The following is a 21,618-nucleotide window of genomic DNA, read 5'->3' as shown; positions in this document are numbered from 1 at the left end:
CGCGAGCAGGCTCGCTCCCACAGGGGGAATCCATCGACCGACAAAGTTAAACTTGTCGCCCCGCTTCGCTGTCTCTGAAACAACACCTCCAGAGCGCACGCAGCCGGCATGGCGAAATCCCCCGACTTTGCAAAAACCTGGTTCAGCGCCCGCGACTGGAAGCCGTTCGCCTTTCAGAAACAGGTGTGGGCGGCGGTGAAAAACGGCGAATCCGGGTTGCTCCACGCCAGCACCGGCGCCGGCAAAACTTATGCGGTATGGTTTGCTGCGCTCAACCGCTTCGCCCGCCTGCAACCGCCCGTGGCTACACCGCGCAAGCGCAAACCGCCGGCCGAACCGCTGACGGTGCTGTGGATCACGCCGATGCGCGCCCTCGCCGCCGATACCGCCCGCGCTTTACAAAGCCCGGTCGATGAATTGCAGATTCCGTGGAGCATCGGCCTGCGCACCGGCGATACCAGCAGCAGCGAACGCGCGCGTCAGGGCCGGCGTTTGCCAACGACGCTGATCACCACCCCGGAAAGCCTCACTCTGCTACTAGCCCGCGCCGATGCGCGCACCGCGTTGTCGAGCCTGCGCATGATCGTCGTGGATGAATGGCACGAGTTGCTCGGCAACAAACGCGGCGTGCAATTGCAACTGGCCCTCGCCCGCCTGCGTCATTGGCAGCCGGAACTGATTGTCTGGGGGGTATCCGCCACCCTCGGTAATCAATCCCACGCAGAGCAAGTGCTGATCCCACAGGGCGGCGGCGTCAGTGTCCAAGGCAAAAGCGAAAAAACCCTGCAAGTCGACACCCTGCTGCCACCGGCCATCGAGCGTTTTCCCTGGGCCGGCCACATCGGTCTGAAGATGCTGCCGCAAGTGGTCGCCGAACTTGATGCCTGCGCCAGCAGCCTGGTGTTCACCAACACCCGCGCGCAATCGGAGATCTGGTATCAGGCGCTGCTGGAAGCGCGGCCGGACTGGGCCGGATTGATCGCGCTGCATCACAGCTCACTGTCACGCGATACCCGCGACTGGGTCGAGCAGGCGTTGAAGAATGGCCAGTTGAAAGCGGTGGTGTGCACCTCGAGCCTGGATCTGGGCGTAGATTTCCTGCCGGTCGAACGCGTGCTGCAGATCGGCTCGGCCAAAGGCGTTGCGCGCTTGATGCAACGTGCCGGGCGCTCCGGCCACGCACCGGGGCGCACCTCGCGGGTGACGCTGGTACCGACCCACAGCCTGGAACTGATCGAAGCGGTTGCCGCACGCGATGCCGTCGAGCAACGGCGCATCGAGCCGCGCCTGTCACCGCTCAAGCCGCTGGATGTGCTGGTCCAGCATTTGGTCAGCATGGCCCTTGGCGGTGGCTTTATTCCTGGAGACTTGTACGAAGAAGTCCGAGGCGCCTGGGCCTATCGCGACCTGACAGCGGCAGACTGGGCCTGGGCGCTGGCGTTCGTACGCCATGGCGGGATGTCTCTTACAGCGTATCCGGATTACCGCCGGGTCGAGCCGGACGAACACGGCGTCTGGCGTGTGCCGGATGCGCGTCTGGCGCGGCGCCATCGCATGAGCATCGGCACCATCGTCAGCGACGCGAGCATCAACCTGAAATTCTGGAGCAAGGGCGGCGGCGGCAAACAGCTGGGCAGCGTCGAGGAAGGCTTTATCGCCCGGCTGAAACCGGGCGATGGTTTCCTCTTCGCCGGGCGCCTGCTGGAACTGGTGCGGGTGGAAAACATGACCGCCTACGTCAAACGCAGCACCGCGAAAAAGGCTGCCGTGCCGCGCTGGAATGGCGGACGCATGCCGTTATCCAACGAACTGGCCGAAGCGGTGGTCACGCGCTTCAGCGCCGCTGCTCAAGGTCAATTCAAAGGCCCGGAAATGCACGCGTTGCGGCCGCTGCTGGAGACGCAGATACGCTGGTCCGGCTTGCCCACCACGGAAAATCTGCTGGCCGAAGTGCTGAAATCCCGCGAAGGCTGGCATCTTTTTCTCTATCCGTTCGCCGGGCGACAAGTGCATCTGGGACTGGCGAGCCTGTTGGCGTGGCGCGTCAGTCAGCGCCAGCCGGTGACCTTCTCGATTGCCGTGAATGATTACGGCCTGGAACTGCTTAGCGCCACGCCGGTGGATTGGGCCACGCATCTGGACGCGCACCTGTTCAATGCCGATGACCTGTTGCTGGACGTGCTCGCCAGCCTCAATGCCGGTGAACTGGCGTTGCGCCGCTTCCGCGAAATCGCGCGGATCGCCGGGCTGGTGTTCGCCGGGTATCCGGGCGCACCAAAAAGCACCCGCCAGGTGCAGGCGTCGAGTGGCTTGTTCTTCCAGGTGTTCAAACAATATGACGCCGACAACCTGCTGCTGGCCCAGGCTGGGGAAGAAGTCCTACGCGAAGAGCTGGATATTCGCCGTCTGGAACAGACACTGGAGCGCATCAATCAGATGAAACTGGATGTGCATCAGGTTAAACGTCCTACACCGTTGGGCTTTCCGCTGCTGGTGGAGCGGATGCGCGAGAGCATGAGTTCGGAAAAACTGGCTGACAGGATCAGAAGAATGGTCGGTGACCTGGAAAAAACCGCTGATAACGGGAAATCGTCGTGAGTGCGTACCCGGTGCGTTTGGCCGGTGAGGAGTTGTGGCTGCTGCCGGAGAAAGCGCTGTACTGGCCAGCGCAGGAAGCATTGCTGATCGCCGATGTGCATTTCGGTAAGGCGGCGGCCTATCGCAGCCTCGGCCAGCCGGTGCCGCATGGCACGACGGCGAGCAACATCGAGGTAATCGACGCGTTGCTGGCGCGGTTGCCGTGTCGCCAGTTGATCTTCCTCGGGGATTTTCTGCATGGGCCTGGTTCACATGTCCCGACCACGCTGAATGCGCTGGCAGAGTGGCGCGCACGGCACGCTGACCTGCCGATGACACTGATTCGCGGCAACCACGATAAACGCGCAGGCGACCCACCAGCCTCGCTGAATATTCGCGTGGTACCAGAGCCGCTGTTACTCGGGCCATTCGCCCTGCAGCATGAGCCCGATCCGCATCCCGAGCGGCACGTGCTCGCGGGCCACGTGCATCCGGTTTATCGATTGCACGGCAAAGGTCGGCAGAGCCTGCGCCTGGCCTGTTTCAGACTCGGTGAGCGCATCAGCCTGATGCCGGCATTCGGTGCGTTCACCGGCGGCTATCAGGTCGAGCGCGACGACAGTTGCAAAGTCTTCGTGATCGGCGACAACGAAATATGGCCCATCAGCTAGATCGCAAATCGATCAGACTGACGGGCCATATTCATGACAGTGGATCAGGCCACAGGCGCCGGAGGCGGCTCGTCCGGCAGCGTCGGTTCGCCTGGTTCGGTCGGTTGTTCGTTGGGAGTATCGGGATCGGGCTGGCCGGGCACGCCGCCGGACAGGCTCAAAGACGGATTCGCCAGTAACGACCAGGCCAGAACGCCTATCTGATTGGGCTCAAGCCTTGCCAGTTCAGCGCTGATTCGCGGGTCGATCTTCATAGGGCACTCCTCAGTGAAGGCCCGAATCTGTGTGTAACAAAAACGGGCAGTACACCCCATAGAGTGTCTGCCCGCCAAAGAATTCCCGACATCCGTCGGATGGTCGATCAGGTACGCGGCAAGGTCACGCCACGCTGGCCCTGGTACTTGCCGCCACGATCCTTGTAGGAAACTTCACATTCTTCATCGGATTCGAGGAAGAGCATCTGCGCCACACCTTCGTTGGCGTAGATTTTCGCCGGCAGGTTGGTGGTGTTGGAAAATTCCAGGGTCACATGACCTTCCCACTCAGGCTCGAGAGGAGTGACGTTGACGATGATGCCGCAGCGCGCGTAGGTGCTTTTACCCAGGCAGATGGTCAGCACGTTGCGCGGAATGCGGAAGTATTCGACGGTGCTAGCCAGCGCGAAGGAGTTCGGCGGAATGATGCAGACGTCGCTGTGGATGTCGACGAAGCTGCCGGCGTCGAAGTTCTTCGGGTCAACAATGGCCGAGTTGATGTTGGTGAACACCTTGAAGTGGTTGGTGCAACGCACGTCGTAGCCGTAGCTCGACACGCCGTAGGAAATCACCCGGCTGTCGTCGCTGCCGCGCATCTGGCGCTCGACGAACGGTTCGATCATGCCGTGTTCCTGCGCCATGCGGCGAATCCACTTGTCCGATTTGATGCTCATGGCGGGTTTGTCCTGAATAGCGAGGTGGAAAAATTCTGTCCGGCATCTTACCGGGCGCGTCGTCTCGTTCAAAGTGCGCAACGCAATTCTCGGCGAACACCCCGTATTTACGCGATGTGGCGACGAACCGTCGCACCGCCGATCCCTAAAACACAGAATCCTTTGCAAGAAACATTGGCACGTTCCGGAAAAAGGGTTAAGGTGGCGTCACTGTGTTGCTTGTGTCACTGAGAATCTCTACACGATATGTTGAATTTCGATCCAACCATCTACAAGAATTTTTCCTGCTCTTTGCACTCAGTCTCGGCCAGGGTTCTTCCTGAGTCGCAGTTATCTTTGTTCAAGGAGTTACACCATGTCTAATCGCCAAACCGGTACCGTTAAGTGGTTCAACGATGAAAAAGGCTTCGGCTTCATCACTCCACAATCCGGTGACGACCTGTTCGTTCACTTCAAAGCTATCCAATCCGACGGCTTCAAAAGCCTGAAAGAAGGCCAACAGGTTTCTTTCATCGCTACCCGCGGTCAGAAAGGCATGCAAGCTGAAGAAGTACAAGTTATCTAACTTGTAGCTTCTTTAGAAAAGAGCCCCGCCCTTAAAAGCGGGGCTTTTTTGTGGGCGCCTGTTTTGCGCTGGCAAAAAAAATCGCGACCCCTTGGGCCGCGATTTTTTGTTTCTGCCCTTACCAGGCGACGCCAAACCCTGCGGTATAACGGGTCTTGTTCAGATCCGCATCGTTGGTGCCACTGATGATGTCGCGCTCGGCCTTGAGGTTGAGCGATGCCCAGTCGGTGACCTTGTAGCGCAGGCCCAGCTCGGCATCCAGTGCGTAATCGGCAACACCCGACAGCGGCTTGCCGACTTCGCCATTGGTGAAGAACTCGACCTTCTTGCCGATCAGGTAGCGGTTGTAGTCCCACTTCATCGCGACGGAGTAGAAGTTGTCCTTGCTGCCATCGCGGTATTCATAGTCGGTGCGGTTGAGCAACGAGCCCAGCGAGAACGCACCCAGCTCATCGTCCCAGAACTGGTAACCCGGACCGGTACCGACCACACGCTGACGCGCCAGCTCTTCGATGTGATCACGCTTGTAGTTGATGCGCCCTTGCCAGAACCACTGATCGGTAAGGAAGCGGTCGAGGGAATATTCGGCGCGCCAGTTGTTGGTGGTGGTTTCCGTATCCTGCACTTCGCGGTTGTACTCGCCCTCGCCGGTATGGCGCCAGCGACCATGGCGAGCCGAAGTCTTGAAGGCTACGTCGTAATCGTCGGTGTCCTTTTCGGCGCGCTGATAGTCCAGCGCCAGATCGACGTTACCCTTCCACACCAGGTCGGTGACGATCGGCTTGGGCTTGAGGATCTGCTGAATGCTCGCCAGCTCGACCGTCTTCGGCGCCTCGCCGTTGGCCAGGGTGACCTTGCCATCGTCGGCCGCCGTCAGCGACTTCGATACTTCACCGGCATAGGCGTCCTGCTTCACCAGCAGATGCTGATCGCTGTCGAGGGTCTTGACCTCTTTCCAGTCAATCGCCACTGCGCCGGCGTATTTGGTCTGGATCAACAGCTTGCCGCCGTCGAAAACCATGATAGTGCCACTCAGCTTGTCGCCGTTTTTCAACCAGACGGTGTCGGCAAGCAGGGGCGTGGACGCGCTGAAAACAGCAAGGCACAACAGGGTTCTGGGGAACATAAGCAGATCGGGGGCTCAGAGTTGGCGAAAAGGGTCGGCATTATCCGTAGGATTTTGCCCATGACAAGGACTGACCGGACTATTTCAATTGAGTTCATTTCTCAACTGCGCCACGAGCGATTACCCTTGTCGCCATCATCACACCAATGCTCAGGAGCCGCGTACGTGAAAGACCCGCTCGACAGCGTCGAAAACGATGCGCAAATCCGACGCACGGCACTCTACTCGACGCTCGCACAAGTGCCCGAAGGCAAAGTCGTCAGTTATGGCCAGTTGGCCGAACTCGCCGGACTTGGCCGCGCCGCGCGCTGGGTCGGACGGACCTTGAGCCAGTTGCCCGGCGACACCAGGCTGCCCTGGCACCGCGTGCTCGGCGCCGGCGGACGCATCAGCCTGCCGGTCGGCAGCCCTTCCGGTGACGAACAACGTGCGCGATTGCGCATGGAAGGCATCACCGTCCAGAACAATCGTGTGGATATTCGGCGCCATGGCTGGCGTCCGGTAGAGCACAGCGGTTAGAGTGCGCGCTTTGTTTTCGCAATTTTGAGGCAGACTTCAGCCCATGCCCCGTAAAACCTGGCGCGCCGCGCTCGCCGCCTATGCCAGTCCTTCGACGCTCGTGCTGTTGTTGCTCGGTTTTGCCGCCGGCCTGCCGTACATGCTGGTGTTCTCGACGCTCTCCGTATGGCTGCGTGAAGCAGGCGTGGCCCGTGAAACCATTGGCTATGCCAGCCTGATCGGCCTGGCGTACGCGTTCAAATGGGTCTGGTCGCCGCTGCTCGATCAATGGCGCCTGCCCTTGCTGGGCAAACTCGGCCGCCGCCGTTCCTGGCTGGTGCTCTCCCAGGCACTGGTGATTCTCGGCCTGATCGGCATGGGTTTCTGTGATCCGCAGAAGCATTTATCCTGGCTGATCGCCATTGCCGTCGTGGTTGCCTTCGCCTCCGCCACGCAAGATATCGCGGTCGACGCCTATCGCCTGGAAATCGCCGATGACAGCCGCCAGGCCGCTCTCGCCGCCAGCTACATGTCCGGTTACCGCGTCGCCGCCCTGCTCGCCACCGCCGGCGCGCTATTCTTCGCCGAAGGTTTCGGCTCCACCGGCTTCAACTATAAGCACGCAGCTTGGACCGGCACCTATGTGCTGTTCGGCGCATTGATGGTGCCCGCGCTGCTGACCACGCTGTTCATGCGTGAACCACCCGTACCGCTGCGCACGCAGTTGCAGGCCGGGCGCTACACGTTCATGCATCAATTGATGTCGGTGTTCGTGCTGATCGTTCTGCTGGTTTCCGTACCGGCGATGTTCACCCAGCTATACAACACCGACTTCGCCGGCGTGCTGTTCGGCGACATGAGCCCACTCGATTTGCTGCTCGAAGACCGCGCCTTCCTGCGTGCCATCCTCTATACGTTGCTGACGGGGATGTGTCTGTCGGCCATGGGCCGGCGCGGACTGGCGCCGGTACTGACGCCGATCAATGACTTCATCCTGCGTTATCGCTGGCAGGCGCTGCTGCTGCTGGGCCTGATCGCCACTTACCGGATGTCCGACACGGTAATGGGCGTCATGGCCAACGTGTTTTATATTGACCAGGGTTTCACCAAGGATCAGATCGCCAGTGTCAGCAAGATTTTCGGCCTGATCATGACCCTCGTCGGCGCCGGCATGGGTGGCCTGTTGATCGTGCGTTTCGGCATTCTGCCGATTCTGTTTATCGGTGGTGTGTCTTCGGCAGCGACCAACCTGCTGTTCGTCATGCTCGCGGACATGGGCCCGAACCTGCAGATGCTGGTGGTGACCATTTCCCTCGACAACTTCAGCTCGGGCCTGGCGACATCGGCGTTCGTTGCCTACCTGTCGAGCCTGACCAACCTGAAGTTTTCCGCTACGCAATATGCCCTGCTCAGCTCGATCATGTTGCTGCTGCCGCGCCTGATGGGCGGCTATTCCGGCGTGCTGGTCGAGAAGTTCGGTTATCACAGCTTCTTCCTCATTACCGCCCTGCTCGGCGTACCGACGCTGCTACTGATCGCGCTGCACTGGTTCCAGGAGCGCCGCCGCGAAGGACAAACACCGACGCCCGAGCCTGCACCGACGCCCGTCACCGAAGAATCGTAGGACGCTTCGCCAATGGCGGGAGGAATCCCGCCGCTGGCGCCTTCCGCCGGCCACACTTCTGTACGTCAGCAAAACTCGCCGGTACACTGCTCCGTCATTTCCAGTCATAGCAACCGACAACGGCCAACCATGCGCACCAGTCAATTTTTGCTCGCCACACAGAAAGAAACGCCTTCCGACGCGGTCGTGATCAGCCACCAGCTGATGCTGCGCGCCGGCATGATCCGCAAGCTTGCCTCGGGCCTGTACACCTGGCTGCCGATGGGCCTGCGGGTCATGCGCAAGGTCGAAGCCATCGTTCGCGAAGAGATGAACGCTGCCGGTTCTCTGGAAGTGTTGATGCCGAGCACCCAACCGGCCGAGCTGTGGCAGGAATCGGGGCGCTGGGAAGAATACGGCCCTGAGCTGCTGCGCATCAAAGACCGCCATGGTCGTGATTTCTGCGCGGGCCCGACCCACGAAGAAGTGATCACCGATCTGATGCGCAACGAGTTGAGCAGCTACAAACAGCTGCCAATCAACCTGTACCAGATCCAGACCAAATTCCGCGACGAAATCCGCCCACGCTTCGGTTTGATGCGCGGCCGCGAATTCATCATGAAGGACGCCTACTCCTTCCACGCCGATCAGGCGTCGCTGCAGGTCACCTACGACCGCATGCATGAAGCCTACTGCAACATCTTCACGCGTCTGGGCCTGAAATTCCGCCCGGTAGAAGCCGACAACGGTTCGATCGGTGGTGCCGGTTCCCACGAATTCCACGTGCTGGCCGAGTCCGGCGAAGACGATATCGTCTTCAGCAACGGCTCCGACTACGCGGCGAACATCGAAAAAGCCGAAGCGGTGCCACGGGAAACCTCGCGCCCTGCGCCAACCGAAGAACTGCGTCTGGTCGACACACCGGACACGAAAACCATCGCGGCGCTGGTGGAAAAATTCAATCTGCCGATTGAAAAGACCATCAAGACCCTGATCGTCCATGCCGAAGAAGAAGGCAAGCTGATCGCGCTGGTGATTCGTGGCGACCACGAACTGAACGAAATCAAGGCTGCCAACCAGCCTGGCGTGGCCAGCCCGCTGGTGATGGCCTCCGATGCCGAACTGCGTGACGCGATTGGCGCCGGCGCCGGCTCGCTCGGCCCGCTGAACCTGCCGCTGCCGATCATCATCGACCGCTCGGTCGCGATGATGAGCGACTTCGGCATTGGCGCGAACATCGACGACAAGCACTATTTCGGCGTGAACTGGGAGCGCGATCTGCCAGTTCCGACCGTTGCCGACCTGCGCAACGTCGTCGCCGGCGACCCAAGCCCGGACGGCAAAGGCACGCTGGAAATCAAGCGCGGCATCGAAGTCGGCCACATCTTCCAGCTGGGCAACAAATACAGCAAGGCGATGAAGTGCGAAGTGCTGGGCGAAAACGGCAAGCCAGTGACCCTGGAAATGGGCTGCTACGGCATTGGCGTTTCCCGCGTGGTCGCCGCAGCGATTGAGCAGAACAACGACGCCAACGGCATTATCTGGAGCGACACCCTGGCGCCATTCCAGATCGCTCTGGTACCGCTGCGCTATGAAACCGAGCAGGTGCGCGAAGCCACCGACAAGCTGTACGCCGAACTGACGGCGGCCGGCTTCGAAGTGCTGCTGGACGATCGCGACAAGAAAACCAGCCCGGGCATCAAGTTTGCGGACATGGAGCTGATCGGCATTCCACACCGGATCGTGGTCAGCGACCGCGGCCTCGCCGAAGGCAACCTGGAATACAAGAGTCGTTCCGAAGCAGAGGCGCAAGCACTGCCGGTGGCCGATGTTGTGTCCTTCCTTCAGGCCCGTATCCGCCGCTGAAACCAGATAGAGACGTCATGTTCAAGCGAAACACCTTAGGCCTCGGTGGCGCCGCCCTGTGCGGCGCCCTGCTGGTCAGCGGCTGCGCCAATCACATGTCGCAACGCAGCGAGCACGAAGAGCGGGTCGAGCGAAAACTGCTCGATCACAGCCTGCAGATCGATGTCGGCGAGCCCAAGGTGCTCGAGCTGCCGCAGCGACGCGTGAAGATCAACGAGCAGAAGACTTTCGAAGTCACCGAGTTCGAGGTCACCCGTCGTTACGACCGCTACACGCCTTACCAACCCTGGCGCGAAGTCTACGAGATTCCGCTGGGCGCGGTGGCCGTGGTCGGCGGTGTCGGTGCGAACGTGGTCAACGTGTTCGCTCTCGGTAACCTGCCGGATAGCGTCACCAAGGATTGGCTGAGCTACGGTTTCGCCGGGCTCAACCCGTTCATGAACGTGCAGTCCAATGGTCGCGCGCAGCAAAACCTCGCGGGCATCGACGAAGTCCAGCGCGACAAGCGCACGGAGTATTCGAGCCTGCCGTGGAGCGAACGACCGGTGCAGGTCAAGGCCGGCAAGCAGACATTCGACATGACCACCGACCGCAACGGCGTGCTGCGCTTGAATCTGCTCGACAGCCCTTTCGCCGAACATGACCTCAACCATGTTGGCCGCTTGCAAATCAGTGTCGAAGACGCCAAGGACGATGTGCATTCCGACTCGACCCTGATGCTCAGCGGCCACCTGCGCGGCAAGTTGATTGAGGCGCACGGGCTGATTTATGACGACCTGGAAGATGATGAGGTGAGCCAGTGGGTACACCGGGTCAAACGCCTGTCGGAGCTGGGCCTGGAAGAAGAAGCCAGCGAATTGGAACAAAGCCTGATCGAACTGACCCGCAATGATCCTGAGTTGCAGACTGAGTTTCTCAAGTCTCTGGCCAAGGATGCCGGGCGCCTGGTTGCAGATCCGGGACCGAATTAAAAGCTAAAGGCATCGCGGGCAAGCCCGCTCCCACAGGGTTTATGGGTGTTCACACAATATGTGTTTCACCATCGATCAGTGTGGGAGCGGGCTTGCCCGCGATGATTATCTGAATACGCCGCAAATCTACCGCTCAAACAACTCCATCTGCTCAAACCCGCCGCGCAAATCCTCCAGCCTCACTCCCACCCCCAACAGCCGCACCGGCTTGCCGCCGCGGTTGAACGCCTGCGTCAGCATCAACTGGTAACTGCCAAGGTCCCGCCCTGCCCCGGCCTGCTCCAGCGTGGTCTGGGTGAAATCATGAAATTTGACTTTGACGAACGGCTTGCCCGGTCGATAACTGCTGTCGATCCGCGCCATGCGGGTTTTCAGGGTATCGAGCAGCTCGGGCAATTTGTCCAGGCAGCTGCGCAAGTCCGGCAGATCAACGTCGTAGGTGTTTTCCACGCTGATCGACTGACGGCGGCTGTCGTTGTGCACCAGACGGTCATCGATCCCACGGGCCAGATTCCACAAGCGCTCGCCGAAACTGCCGAATTCGCGCACCAGCGCCAGCCTGCCCCACTCGCGCAGATGCTGGCAGTCAACGATGCCGAGCTTGCCGAGCTTGTCGGCGGTGACCTTGCCGACGCCGTGCAGCTTGCTCACCGGCAGACCACTGACGAACTCCTCGACCTGATCCGGGGTGATCACGAACAAACCGTTGGGTTTTTTCCAGTCGCTGGCGATCTTCGCCAGAAATTTGTTTGGCGCAACGCCAGCCGAGACGGTGATGTGCAATTGGTTGGAGACCCGGCGGCGAATGTCCTGGGCGATGCGCGTGGCGCTGCCGCCGAAGTGCGCGCTGTCGGACACGTCCAGATAGGCCTCGTCGAGCGACAGCGGCTCGATCAGGTCGGTGTAGTCGGCGAAGATCGTATGAATTTCCTTCGACGCTTCCCGATAAGCCTCCATACGCGGCTTGACGATGGTCAGGTCCGGGCACAATTTCAACGCGTGACCGGAAGCCATGGCCGAGCGCACACCATAGGCGCGGGCTTCATAGTTGCAGGTGGCGATCACCCCGCGCCGATCCGCCGAACCACCCACCGCCAACGGCTTGCCGGCCAGACGCGGATCATCGCGCATCTCGATGGCGGCGTAGAAACAGTCACAGTCGATGTGGATGATTTTTCGCTGGGTCATGTCGGAAAAAGACAACGTGGCAAGCCGGAGCGGCAGTATCTCATTGGTACCTGTATATAGCACCAGTGGTTGAATGTTCTTTTCCGACCGTAGGAGATTTCCGATGAATTTATTTTTTCAATCACAGATCAGCGCGCAATAGAGCTGAAACCCTTGCGCCACTTGCCCTGCGCGCCGGTCGCCCGCCCGGAAAAGACGCTAAGCGCTTGAACCTCAACAGATTTATCCAGATCGGCGGTTGACACACTCGCGAACCTCTGTAGAATGCCGCCACACAGACGCGGGATGGAGCAGTCTGGTAGCTCGTCGGGCTCATAACCCGAAGGTCGTCGGTTCAAATCCGGCTCCCGCAACCAAACATCAGAAAAGGCTACTCGAAAGAGTGGCCTTTTTTGTGCGCGTCTGTTTTGCAAACGGGCGCCCCGCTCAATCGCTAGCGAAACGGCAATTCGTTGCATTTCCGAAACTTACGCATTACCTGCGACCGTTCGCCGCGATTTCGCAGTTATTTGGCCCATTCCAGGATTAGCGGTTGACACCTCGTCGTTCGCCTGTAGAATGCCGCCACACAGACGCGGGATGGAGCAGTCTGGTAGCTCGTCGGGCTCATAACCCGAAGGTCGTCGGTTCAAATCCGGCTCCCGCAACCAAACATCAAAAAAGGCTACTCGAAAGAGTGGCCTTTTTTGTATCTGTTGAAAAAGTCCTTTCGCAACAATGATCTGTCACTGTGCAGTGAACCGCTGGGGATCATCAGAACCACTGACTTGCGACTATGCTTGAGTCGCAGACAGGGTTTCTGCAATCCAGGAACTGCCCTCGCCGATGCCCGACGAGAGGCGTAGTATTTTGTGATTATTTTTTTCTACAGGGATTGGTAACTTGGCTGGATACCTCCATCCTGTCGCGCACAATCCAAGAGGTGATTGATGCGCGCCAACTCGTCTGATCCACAAGACACCGTTACAGCAGAACAACCGATCAAACCCGAGCGTTTGCGCTGGCTGGATCGATTAAGCAAATACCGTCAGCCGATCGGTCTGGCCGTCACGTTGCTGCTGTTTGCCATTGCCCTGATTGCCTGCCGCCATCTGCTCGCCGAGCTCGATCTCGACGCGCTGCATGACTCGATTCTGGACGTGCCCAAACCTGCCCTGCTCGGCGCCATCGGTGCGACCGTGGTCGGGTTCATCATTCTGCTCGGCTATGAATGGTCGGCCAGCCGCTACGCTGGTGTGAAACTGCCGCCGCGCACCCTCGCGCTCGGCGGTTTCACCGCATTTGCGATTGGCAATGCGATCGGCCTGTCGCTGCTGTCCGGCGGCTCGGTTCGTTATCGTTTATATGCGCGATTGGGCGTCGGTGCGTCGGAAGTCGCGCACATGACCTTGTTCGCCAGTCTCTCGCTGGGCTGCGCCCTGCCGCCACTGGCAGCGCTGGCCACCCTGAGCAACCTGCCCGCCGCCTCGCAAGCGCTGGGGCTGTCCGAAATCTTGCTGGGCTCGGTCGCCGCTGCCGTATTGATCCTTGGTACGGTGCTGGCGATCGGCATCTATCGTCGTCGTCTGCCGGAACAACCCTACCCCGACAATCTGCTGGTCCGTGCCGGGCGGCGCACCCTGCGCCTGCCGGGTCGACGCCTGACCTTTCTGCAACTGGTGATCACCGCCCTCGATGTCGCGGCTGCCGCCACCGTTCTCTACTTGTTGCTGCCGGAAGCGCCGCCGTTTGCGCCGTTCCTGCTGGTGTATCTGCTGGCGCTGGCCGCCGGCGTGCTCAGTCATGTGCCGGGCGGCGTCGGTGTGTTCGAAGCGATTCTGCTTGCTGCATTTGCCGACAAGCTTGGCGCCGCGCCGCTGGCCGCTGCACTGCTGCTGTATCGCCTGATCTACGTGGTGCTGCCGCTGCTGGTCGCCTGCGTATTACTGCTGATCAACGAAGGCCAGCGCCTGTTTCAATCCCAGACCATGCGCGCGGCGTCCGGTCTGGCCGCGCCGGTTCTGGCGGTGTTGGTGTTCCTGTCTGGCGTGGTGCTGCTGTTTTCCGGCGCGACCCCGGAAATCGACACGCGCCTGGAGCACATCGGTTTTCTGATCCCGCATCGCCTGGTCGACGCCTCGCACTTCGGCGCCAGCCTGATCGGCGTCCTCTGTCTGTTGCTCGCCCAAGGTCTGCGTCGACGCCTGTCGGCGGCGTGGATGCTGACCACCATTCTGCTGCTGGTTGGCGCCCTGCTCTCGCTGCTCAAAGGCTTCGACTGGGAAGAAGCCACGCTGATGACGTTGACGGCCGCGCTGCTCGGCGTGTTCCGCCGCTCCTTCTACCGTCCGAGCCGTTTGACCGAACTGCCGTTTTCGCCGCTGTATCTGGTCGCCAGCCTGTGCGTACTGGGCGCTTCGGCCTGGTTGCTGCTGTTTGCCTATCAGGACGTACCCTACAGCCATCAGCTGTGGTGGCAGTTCACCCTCGACGCTGACGCGCCGCGCGGTCTGCGCTCGCTGCTCGGTGCGGCGGTGTTGCTGGTGATCATCTCGCTGACCTGGCTGCTGCGCACGGCGCGCCCGGTGATTCATTTGCCGACGCCGGACGAACTGGATCGCGCGGCGAAAATCCTCATGGCCTCGTCGCAACCCGACGGCGGCCTCGCGCTGACCGGTGACAAGGCGTTGCTGTTTCACCCCAACGATGAGGCGTTCCTGATGTACGCCCGCCGTGGCCGCAGTCTGGTGGCGCTGTACGACCCGATCGGGCCGAGCCAGCAACGCGCGGAAATGATCTGGCAGTTCCGCGATCTCTGCGACATCCATCACACCCGCCCCGTGTTCTATCAGGTGCGCGCGGAGAATCTGCCGTACTACATGGACATCGGCCTGACAGCGATCAAGCTCGGCGAAGAAGCCAGGGTCGATCTGCAACGCTTCGACCTGGAAGCCAAGGGCAAGGAGATGAAGGATCTGCGCTACACCTGGAACCGTGGCACTCGCGATGGTCTGTCGCTGGAAATCCATGAGCCGGGCCAGGCGCCGATGGACGAGCTGAAAGTGATTTCCGATGCCTGGCTGACCGGCAAGAACGTGCGCGAGAAAGGCTTCTCCCTCGGCCGTTTCAGCGACGATTACCTGAAGCATTTCCGCATTGCGGTGATTCGCTTCGAAGGCCGCCCGGTGGCGTTCGCCAATCTGCTCGAGACCTACAGCCACGATCTGGCCAGTCTCGACCTGATGCGCGCGCACCCGGAAGCGCCGAAGCTGACCATGGAATTCATGATGGTCGGCCTGATTCAACACTATAAGAGTCACGGATACGCGCGCTTCAGCCTGGGCATGGTGCCGTTGTCGGGGCTGCAACCCCGGCGCGGCGCACCGCTGACCCAGCGCCTGGGCTCGATGGTCTTCCGCCGTGGTGAGCAGCTGTACAACTTCCAAGGCTTGCGCCGTTTCAAAGACAAGTTCCAGCCTGACTGGGAACCCCGTTATATGGCCGTGCCCGCTGGACTCGATCCGCTCGTGGCGCTGGCCGACACTGCCGCCCTGATCGCGGGCGGCTTGACTGGATTGGTGAAACGCTGATGATTCAACGCTCCCTGAAGTACATCCTGGCCGCCCTGCTGGTGCTGGCCGTGATTGCCGGCGGCGGTTACTGGTACCTCAAACGTCCGGCACCGGAACCGACCGTCGAACAACTGAAACCCGCCGATGGCACGGCCATGACCCGCGTGATCCCCGGCAACAAGCCGAAGGCTCAGGTGCTGGTGGCCGTCACCGACGAACAGAAGCTTTCCGAGAAACAACTGACCACCCTCAGCCGCAGCGCTTCGGCGCAGATCGTTCAGGTGATTCTGCCCAAGGACTGCCTGCTGCAAAGCCGCGCCCTGCAGTCGGGCCTGCGTGAACTGAATGGCCCGGCCACCCTGGTCAGCGGCATCGGCCCGGGCGCTGTGCTGGCGTGGCGCTGGCTGGCGGAACAGAAAGACGACAAGGCCCAGGCCGTCTCCGTCGATCTGGCCCTGGAAAAACCCGGCTGCACCCACCTGCTGCCGAAATCCGCCGCCCACGGCCACTGGCTGGTGGCGTGGAACGACAACCCGGACGATGCCAGCGCAGGCTTCGTGCGCGATCAGCCGAACGCCGAAACCAGCATCAGCGACTACGACATCAACCTGTCGCAAGTGCTGAACAACGAACTGCGCAAAATCCTCGTCGGTGGCGACAAGGCCAACGGCGGCCTGGCGATCCCGGTAGTTGAAGTGCCGGCCGGTCAGGCCAACGACACCGTCACCCTGTTCCTCTCCGGCGACGGCGGCTGGCGCGACCTCGACCGCGACGTGGCGGGCGAAATGGCCAAGATCGGCTACCCGGTGGTCGGCATCGACACCCTGCGCTACTACTGGCAGCACAAGAGCCCGGAGCAAAGCGCACTCGACCTCACCGAACTGATGCAGCACTACCGGCAGAAATGGGGCACCAAGCGCTTCATCCTCACCGGCTATTCGTTCGGCGCTGACGTCCTGCCGGCGATCTACAACCGCCTGCCAGAGAACGAACAGCAACGCGTCGACGCGATCATCCTGCTCGCCTTCGCCCGCACCGGCAGCTTCGAAATCGAAGTCGAAGGCTGGCTGGGCAACGCCGGCAAAGAAGCCGCGACCGGCCCGGAAATGGCCAAGCTGCCAGCGGCCAAGGTTGTGTGCATCTATGGCGAAGAAGAGACGGATGAAAGTGGCTGCACCGACAAGACTGCTGTCGGCGAAGCGGTGAAACTGCCCGGCGGGCATCACTTCGATGAGAACTATCCAGCGCTGGCCAAGCGTTTGGTGGACTTGATTCAGAAGCGCCAGAGCAAGGACTCGGTCGCCGAAGAGTGATCTGAAGCGCATCCACAAAAAGCCCCCGCAACTTCACGGTTGCGGGGGCTTTTTACATCCCAACAGCCACCAAAATCCCTGTGGGAGCGAGCCTGCTCGCGAAAGCGGTGGGTCAGTTTACAGATTCGGCGACTGACACTACGCCTTCGCGAGCAGGCTCGCTCCCACAGGGGAATTGCGCTGGATTCAGCGGTTTTGTGGCAAGGCTCGTAAATTTCTTGACTCTTCAGGAAACTAAAATCACCAAATGTCCACATTCCATAAAACGTGGACACCTGCTTAATTGGCATTATCGAATCGTCAACTCCACACTCATTCATCTACCGAACAAATACCCACAAAATCGCCAGCAACGTTTAGTTTCGTTTACTTCCGGTCTCGCAATATCAGATGACGCCCACAGACCTTGTAGGCAAACTCCGAAACTCTTGTTGGGGCGCTTTGCCGCTCTATTGCGCTGTTTTTTGACGGGATACTCTCCGGACGTCGCTGACCCATTCAGCGATCGGGCTTGGTAACCCGGTGGAATAAGGCGCAACAGCGCACCCGACACGACTCAGGCGAAATCCCGTCCGAGCCCCTGTGTTATGGCAGCTGTGTGTGGGACGCTTTCGAGCGTGCCGGTTTCCTTGGTTCCCCGGTTTACCAACCTGCGCACAGCTGCCACCCATTCGCTTGGTATCGGATGCGGCAGCTCTCGAAATCAAGGGAACTGACAATGAGCAATCCATCTGATCTTAAAACCATCGGCTTCACCCCTTTCCTCTACAACTCGGATCAAGCGTTCTTCAATGTCCGCTCCGGCGTCCCGATCATCAATGCCTTGTCCCAATCCTCCGACCTGCTGTCCCTCGCCAAATCCTTCGCAGAAGACGCTGCTTTCAATAGAGACACCGACCGCCATGCCTGGGCTGCGCATTACCTGACGGTGATGGGCAAAGCCTTGGTTGATGACGTGATCCAAGCGCTGATCCCACGACCCGCGCGGACGAAGACTGAATCTGAAGCTGATCTGTCTGAACGCACCTCTTGATTCAACCCAATACCCTGTGGGAGCGAGCCTGCTCGCGAATGCGGTGGTTCAGCCACCACATGCTTCGACTGACACTACGCCTTCGCGAGCAGGCTCGCTCCCACAGGGAATCAGCGGTGGTTTGAGGGATTGGGCACAGGCACAAAAAAGCCCCCGCCAGCCACTAGGCTGACGGGGGCTTTTCAGTTGAGGCCAGGCTTACATCTCCACCTGCGTCCCCAACTCAATCACCCGGTTCAACGGCAAATTAAAGAACCGCAAATTGCCATTGGCATTCTTCAACATGAACGCAAACAACGCCTCACGCCAACGCGCCATGCCTTCCAGCTTCGAAGCAATCACCGTCTCGCGGCTGAGGAAGTAGGTGGTACGCATCGGACTGAAGTCCAGATCATCCAGATGACACAGCTTCAGCGCTTGCGGCACGTCTGGCTCGTCGGTGAAACCGAAGTGCAGGATCACCCGGAAGAAGCCTTCGCCGTGCGCTTCAACCTCGAAACGCCGTGATGGCGGTACGCGCGGGATGTCTTCGTAGACCACGGTCAGCAACACCACTTGCTCATGCAACACCTGGTTATGCAGCAGGTTGTGCAACAGGGCATGCGGCACGGCGTCGGAGCGTGCGGTGAGGAACACCGCGGTGCCTTGCACCCGATGCGGCGGTTGCACGCGGATGCTGCTGATGAAGATCGGCAGCGGCAGCGCGCCTTCGTCGAGGCGTTCGACCAGCAGCTGTTTGCCGCGCTTCCAGGTGGTCATCAGCACGAACAGCGCGATACCGGCGATCACCGGGAAAGCGCCGCCCTGGACGATCTTCGGTACGTTGGCAGCGAAATACAGACCATCCACCAACAGGAAGCCGATCAACACCGGCACCGCAAGGATCGGTGGCCATTTCCACAGCAGCAGCATGACCGCCGACACCAGAATGGTGGTCATCAGCATAGTGCCGGTCACTGCGACGCCGTAGGCCGAGGCCAGTGCACCGGAGGATTCGAAGCCCAGCACCAACAGCACCACGCCGACCATCAGCGCCCAGTTCACCGCGCCGATGTAGATCTGGCCTTGTTCGTCGCTGGAGGTGTGCTGGATGTACATGCGCGGGATGTAACCGAGCTGGATCGCCTGACGGGTCAGGGAGAACGCGCCGGAAATCACCGCTTGCGAAGCGATCACCGTGGCCAGGGTCGACAGGCCGACCAGCGGAATCAGCGCCCAACTCGGCGCCAGCAGATAGAACGGGTTGCGCGCGGCTTCCGGGTTTTCCAGCAGCAATGCGCCCTGGCCGAAGTAGTTGAGCACCAGCGCCGGCAGCACCAGCAGGAACCAGGCACGGGCGATCGGCTTGCGGCCGAAGTGGCCCATGTCGGCGTACAGCGCTTCCGCGCCGGTCAGCGCCAGCACTACCGCGCCGAGGATCGCTACGCCCATGCCTGGGTGCACGACGAAAAAATTCACCGCCCACATCGGGTTAAGCGCATGCAGCACTTCCGGCGTGTGGCTGATGCCGTACACACCGAGCGCGCCGAGGACGAGGAACCAGGTAACCATGATCGGCCCGAACAGAATACCGATCCGCGCGGTACCGTGGCGCTGAATCAGAAACAAGGCGACCAGCACCACCAGCGACAGCGGCACCACCCAGTGATCAATGCCGTCAAACGCCAGGCCAAGGCCTTCGATCGCCGACAGCACCGAAATGGCCGGGGTGATCATGCTGTCGCCATAGAACAGCGCCGCGCCGATCAGCCCGCACACCACCAACAGCGTGCGCAGGCGCTTGCGCCCAGCCGCTGCCCGCCGAGCCAGTGCGGTCAGGGCCATGATGCCGCCCTCGCCCTGGTTGTCGGCGCGCAGGACGAACATCATGTACTTGATCGAGACCACCCAGATCAGCGACCAGAAGATCAACGACAGAATGCCGAGCACGCCGTCGTGATTGACCGGCACGCCGTAACCGCCGGAAAACACTTCCTTGAGGGTGTACAACGGGCTCGTACCGATGTCGCCATAAACCACCCCGACCGCCGCGACCAGCATGCTCAGCGGTCTGCTTGCCGAACCCTCGGCGCCCGCCGCATGACTACTTGCCTGACCCATCCAACACTCCTGATCTCGATACCGGCTTCTTTGAAGGAAGCACTATGCTTTGAGTTGCAGCATGCGCTGTTTTACCTGTTGTTACAGACCAATGATTGACTGCACGAAATCGGTAAAGCTCAACGGCGCGAAGCATAGCGCAGCACTCGTCGTATTTCCCCGTATAAAGCTGGTCAAGTGCGTTGCCCGCCGCTAGAATTGCGCACTTTTTGATCAGAGGCGCGCCCTAAGCGCCCATCCGTCGGCTTGCGCACCAAGCAAGTGACGTCACAAAACACCGAGGTTAGACATGTCCACCACTCCTGCGCCGGCCAATCCAAAGGTTGGCTTTGTATCTCTGGGTTGCCCGAAAGCACTGGTCGACTCCGAGCGCATCCTGACCCAGCTGCGCATGGAAGGCTATGACGTGGTGTCCACCTATCAGGACGCCGACGTCGTGGTGGTCAACACCTGCGGTTTCATCGATTCGGCCAAGGCTGAGTCGCTGGAAGTGATCGGCGAAGCGATCAAGGAAAACGGCAAGGTCATCGTTACCGGCTGCATGGGCGTGGAAGAAGGCAACATCCGCGACGTACACCCGAGCGTGCTGGCCGTGACCGGCCCGCAGCAGTACGAGCAAGTGGTCAACGCCGTGCACGAAGTGGTGCCGCCGCGTCAGGATCACAACCCGCTGATCGACCTGGTGCCGCCGCAAGGCATCAAACTGACCCCGCGCCACTACGCGTACCTGAAGATTTCCGAAGGCTGCAACCACAGCTGCTCGTTCTGCATCATCCCGTCGATGCGCGGCAAACTGGTCAGCCGTCCGGTCGGTGATGTGCTCGACGAGGCGCAGCGCCTGGTCAAATCCGGAGTCAAAGAGCTGCTGGTGATCTCGCAAGACACCAGCGCCTACGGCGTCGACGTGAAATACCGCACCGGCTTCTGGAACGGCGCGCCGGTGAAAACCCGCATGACCGAACTGTGCGAAGCACTGAGCACGCTGGGCGTCTGGGTGCGCCTGCACTACGTTTATCCGTACCCGCACGTCGACGAGCTGATCCCGCTGATGGCCGCCGGCAAGATCCTGCCGTACCTGGACATCCCGTTCCAGCACGCCAGCCCGAAAGTCCTGAAGTCGATGAAACGCCCGGCGTTCGAAGACAAGACCCTGGCCCGCATCAAGAACTGGCGCGAAATCTGCCCGGACCTGATCATCCGTTCGACCTTCATCGTCGGCTTCCCGGGCGAAACCGAAGAAGACTTCCAGTACCTGCTCAACTGGCTCACCGAAGCCCAGCTCGACCGCGTCGGCTGCTTCCAGTACTCGCCGGTGGATGGCGCACCGGCCAACGATCTGGATCTGGAAGTGGTCCCGGACGACGTCAAGCAGGATCGTTGGGAGCGCTTCATGGCGCACCAGCAGGCGATCAGCTCGGCACGTCTGCAGATGCGCATTGGTCGTGAGATCGAAGTGCTGGTGGACGAGGTGGACGAGCAAGGCGCGGTCGGCCGTTGCTTCTTCGACGCCCCGGAAATCGATGGCAACGTGTTTATCGACAACGGCAGCAACCTGAAGCCGGGCGACAAGGTCTGGTGCAAGGTGACTGACGCTGACGAATATGATCTGTGGGCTGAGCAGATCTGAT

16 protein-coding genes and 2 tRNA genes are annotated in these 21,618 nt (G+C 60.5%); 13 read left to right on the top strand and 5 right to left on the bottom strand.

All coding sequences use genetic code 11. The features are described from left to right. The first annotated feature begins 108 nt into the window (after window positions 1-108). Both AB9L16_RS05440 and pdeM read left to right on the top strand, forming a co-directional pair. A complete protein-coding gene (locus AB9L16_RS05440; protein WP_375123204.1) occupies window positions 109-2,598 on the top strand; it encodes a ligase-associated DNA damage response DEXH box helicase in 2,490 nt (829 codons plus the stop codon). Next, window positions 2,595-3,248, top strand: a complete 654-nt coding sequence (gene pdeM / locus AB9L16_RS05435) for a ligase-associated DNA damage response endonuclease PdeM (protein WP_310214578.1) — start codon at window positions 2,595-2,597, stop codon at window positions 3,246-3,248. Before AB9L16_RS05440 ends, pdeM begins: the two co-directional genes overlap by 4 nt. A gap of 44 nt (window positions 3,249-3,292) precedes the next feature. Here the strand turns inward: pdeM and AB9L16_RS05430 are convergent, their stop codons facing one another. Together AB9L16_RS05430 and dcd are read right to left on the bottom strand one after the other, a co-directional pair. Next, window positions 3,293-3,502, bottom strand: coding sequence for a hypothetical protein (locus AB9L16_RS05430; RefSeq protein ID WP_016771389.1), 210 nt, complete (start codon window positions 3,500-3,502; stop codon window positions 3,293-3,295). A gap of 107 nt (window positions 3,503-3,609) precedes the next feature. Then, window positions 3,610-4,176 carry a dCTP deaminase gene (dcd, locus tag AB9L16_RS05425; protein ID WP_007940589.1) on the bottom strand — a complete coding sequence of 189 codons (567 nt, stop codon included), beginning with the start codon at window positions 4,174-4,176 and terminating at the stop codon, window positions 3,610-3,612. Between the two features lie 355 nt (window positions 4,177-4,531). Between dcd and AB9L16_RS05420 the strand changes: the two genes are divergently transcribed. After that, the gene (locus AB9L16_RS05420; protein ID WP_002554837.1) at window positions 4,532-4,741 is read left to right on the top strand and encodes a cold-shock protein; all 210 of its coding nucleotides are present in this window, start codon (window positions 4,532-4,534) and stop codon (window positions 4,739-4,741) included. A gap of 118 nt (window positions 4,742-4,859) precedes the next feature. On the opposite strand, the gene AB9L16_RS05415 is transcribed toward AB9L16_RS05420, so the two are convergent. Next, a complete protein-coding gene (locus AB9L16_RS05415) occupies window positions 4,860-5,867 on the bottom strand; it encodes a DUF481 domain-containing protein (RefSeq protein WP_375123203.1) in 1,008 nt (335 codons plus the stop codon). 165 nt (window positions 5,868-6,032) lie between these two features. Between AB9L16_RS05415 and AB9L16_RS05410 the strand changes: the two genes are divergently transcribed. The 4 genes from AB9L16_RS05410 to AB9L16_RS05395 all read left to right on the top strand — a co-directional run bounded on the left by AB9L16_RS05410 (window position 6,033) and on the right by AB9L16_RS05395 (window position 10,805). Next, entirely contained in the window at window positions 6,033-6,386 is a 354-nt protein-coding gene (locus AB9L16_RS05410; RefSeq protein ID WP_071174585.1) for an MGMT family protein, read from the top strand. Between the two features lie 43 nt (window positions 6,387-6,429). Then, a complete protein-coding gene (locus AB9L16_RS05405; protein ID WP_041478070.1) occupies window positions 6,430-7,989 on the top strand; it encodes an AmpG family muropeptide MFS transporter in 1,560 nt (519 codons plus the stop codon). A 129-nt stretch (window positions 7,990-8,118) separates the two neighbouring features. Then, complete coding sequence (locus AB9L16_RS05400; protein ID WP_041478071.1) at window positions 8,119-9,834, top strand: proline--tRNA ligase; 1,716 nt, start codon at window positions 8,119-8,121, stop codon at window positions 9,832-9,834. Window positions 9,835-9,851: 17 nt separating this feature from the next. Continuing rightward, window positions 9,852-10,805, top strand: a complete 954-nt coding sequence (locus AB9L16_RS05395; RefSeq protein WP_016771393.1) for a hypothetical protein — start codon at window positions 9,852-9,854, stop codon at window positions 10,803-10,805. Between the two features lie 126 nt (window positions 10,806-10,931). Here AB9L16_RS05395 and dinB read toward each other — a convergent pair whose 3' ends face one another. Then, complete coding sequence (gene dinB, locus AB9L16_RS05390; protein ID WP_076567795.1) at window positions 10,932-11,993, bottom strand: DNA polymerase IV; 1,062 nt, start codon at window positions 11,991-11,993, stop codon at window positions 10,932-10,934. A gap of 279 nt (window positions 11,994-12,272) precedes the next feature. On the opposite strand from dinB, the gene AB9L16_RS05385 reads away from it, so the two are divergent. The 5 genes from AB9L16_RS05385 to AB9L16_RS05365 all read left to right on the top strand — a co-directional run bounded on the left by AB9L16_RS05385 (window position 12,273) and on the right by AB9L16_RS05365 (window position 17,890). Further along, window positions 12,273-12,349, top strand: a tRNA-Met gene (locus tag AB9L16_RS05385). Between the two features lie 217 nt (window positions 12,350-12,566). Then, window positions 12,567-12,643 (top strand) — tRNA-Met (locus AB9L16_RS05380). Between the two features lie 279 nt (window positions 12,644-12,922). Further along, on the top strand, window positions 12,923-15,562 hold the full coding sequence (gene mprF, locus AB9L16_RS05375) for a bifunctional lysylphosphatidylglycerol flippase/synthetase MprF (RefSeq protein WP_150636380.1): 2,640 nt from the start codon (window positions 12,923-12,925) through the stop codon (window positions 15,560-15,562). Beyond that, complete coding sequence (locus AB9L16_RS05370) at window positions 15,562-16,857, top strand: virulence factor family protein (RefSeq protein ID WP_150743344.1); 1,296 nt, start codon at window positions 15,562-15,564, stop codon at window positions 16,855-16,857. Before mprF ends, AB9L16_RS05370 begins: the two co-directional genes overlap by 1 nt. Window positions 16,858-17,575: 718 nt before the next feature. Then, on the top strand, window positions 17,576-17,890 hold the full coding sequence (locus AB9L16_RS05365) for a DUF3077 domain-containing protein (protein ID WP_252887406.1): 315 nt from the start codon (window positions 17,576-17,578) through the stop codon (window positions 17,888-17,890). A gap of 198 nt (window positions 17,891-18,088) precedes the next feature. Here the strand turns inward: AB9L16_RS05365 and AB9L16_RS05360 are convergent, their stop codons facing one another. Then, entirely contained in the window at window positions 18,089-19,930 is a 1,842-nt protein-coding gene (locus tag AB9L16_RS05360) for a potassium transporter Kup (protein ID WP_370695135.1), read from the bottom strand. Between the two features lie 349 nt (window positions 19,931-20,279). On the opposite strand from AB9L16_RS05360, the gene rimO reads away from it, so the two are divergent. Continuing rightward, the gene (rimO, locus tag AB9L16_RS05355; protein ID WP_024011887.1) at window positions 20,280-21,617 is read left to right on the top strand and encodes a 30S ribosomal protein S12 methylthiotransferase RimO; all 1,338 of its coding nucleotides are present in this window, start codon (window positions 20,280-20,282) and stop codon (window positions 21,615-21,617) included. Window position 21,618: the final 1 nt, after the last annotated feature.

This window comes from Pseudomonas sp. LW8 (assembly GCF_041956865.1).
GTDB lineage: Bacteria > Pseudomonadota > Gammaproteobacteria > Pseudomonadales > Pseudomonadaceae > Aquipseudomonas > Aquipseudomonas siliginis.
The sequence above is the reverse complement of the archived record's forward strand: the minus strand, read 5'-3'. Positions and strand labels throughout refer to the sequence as shown.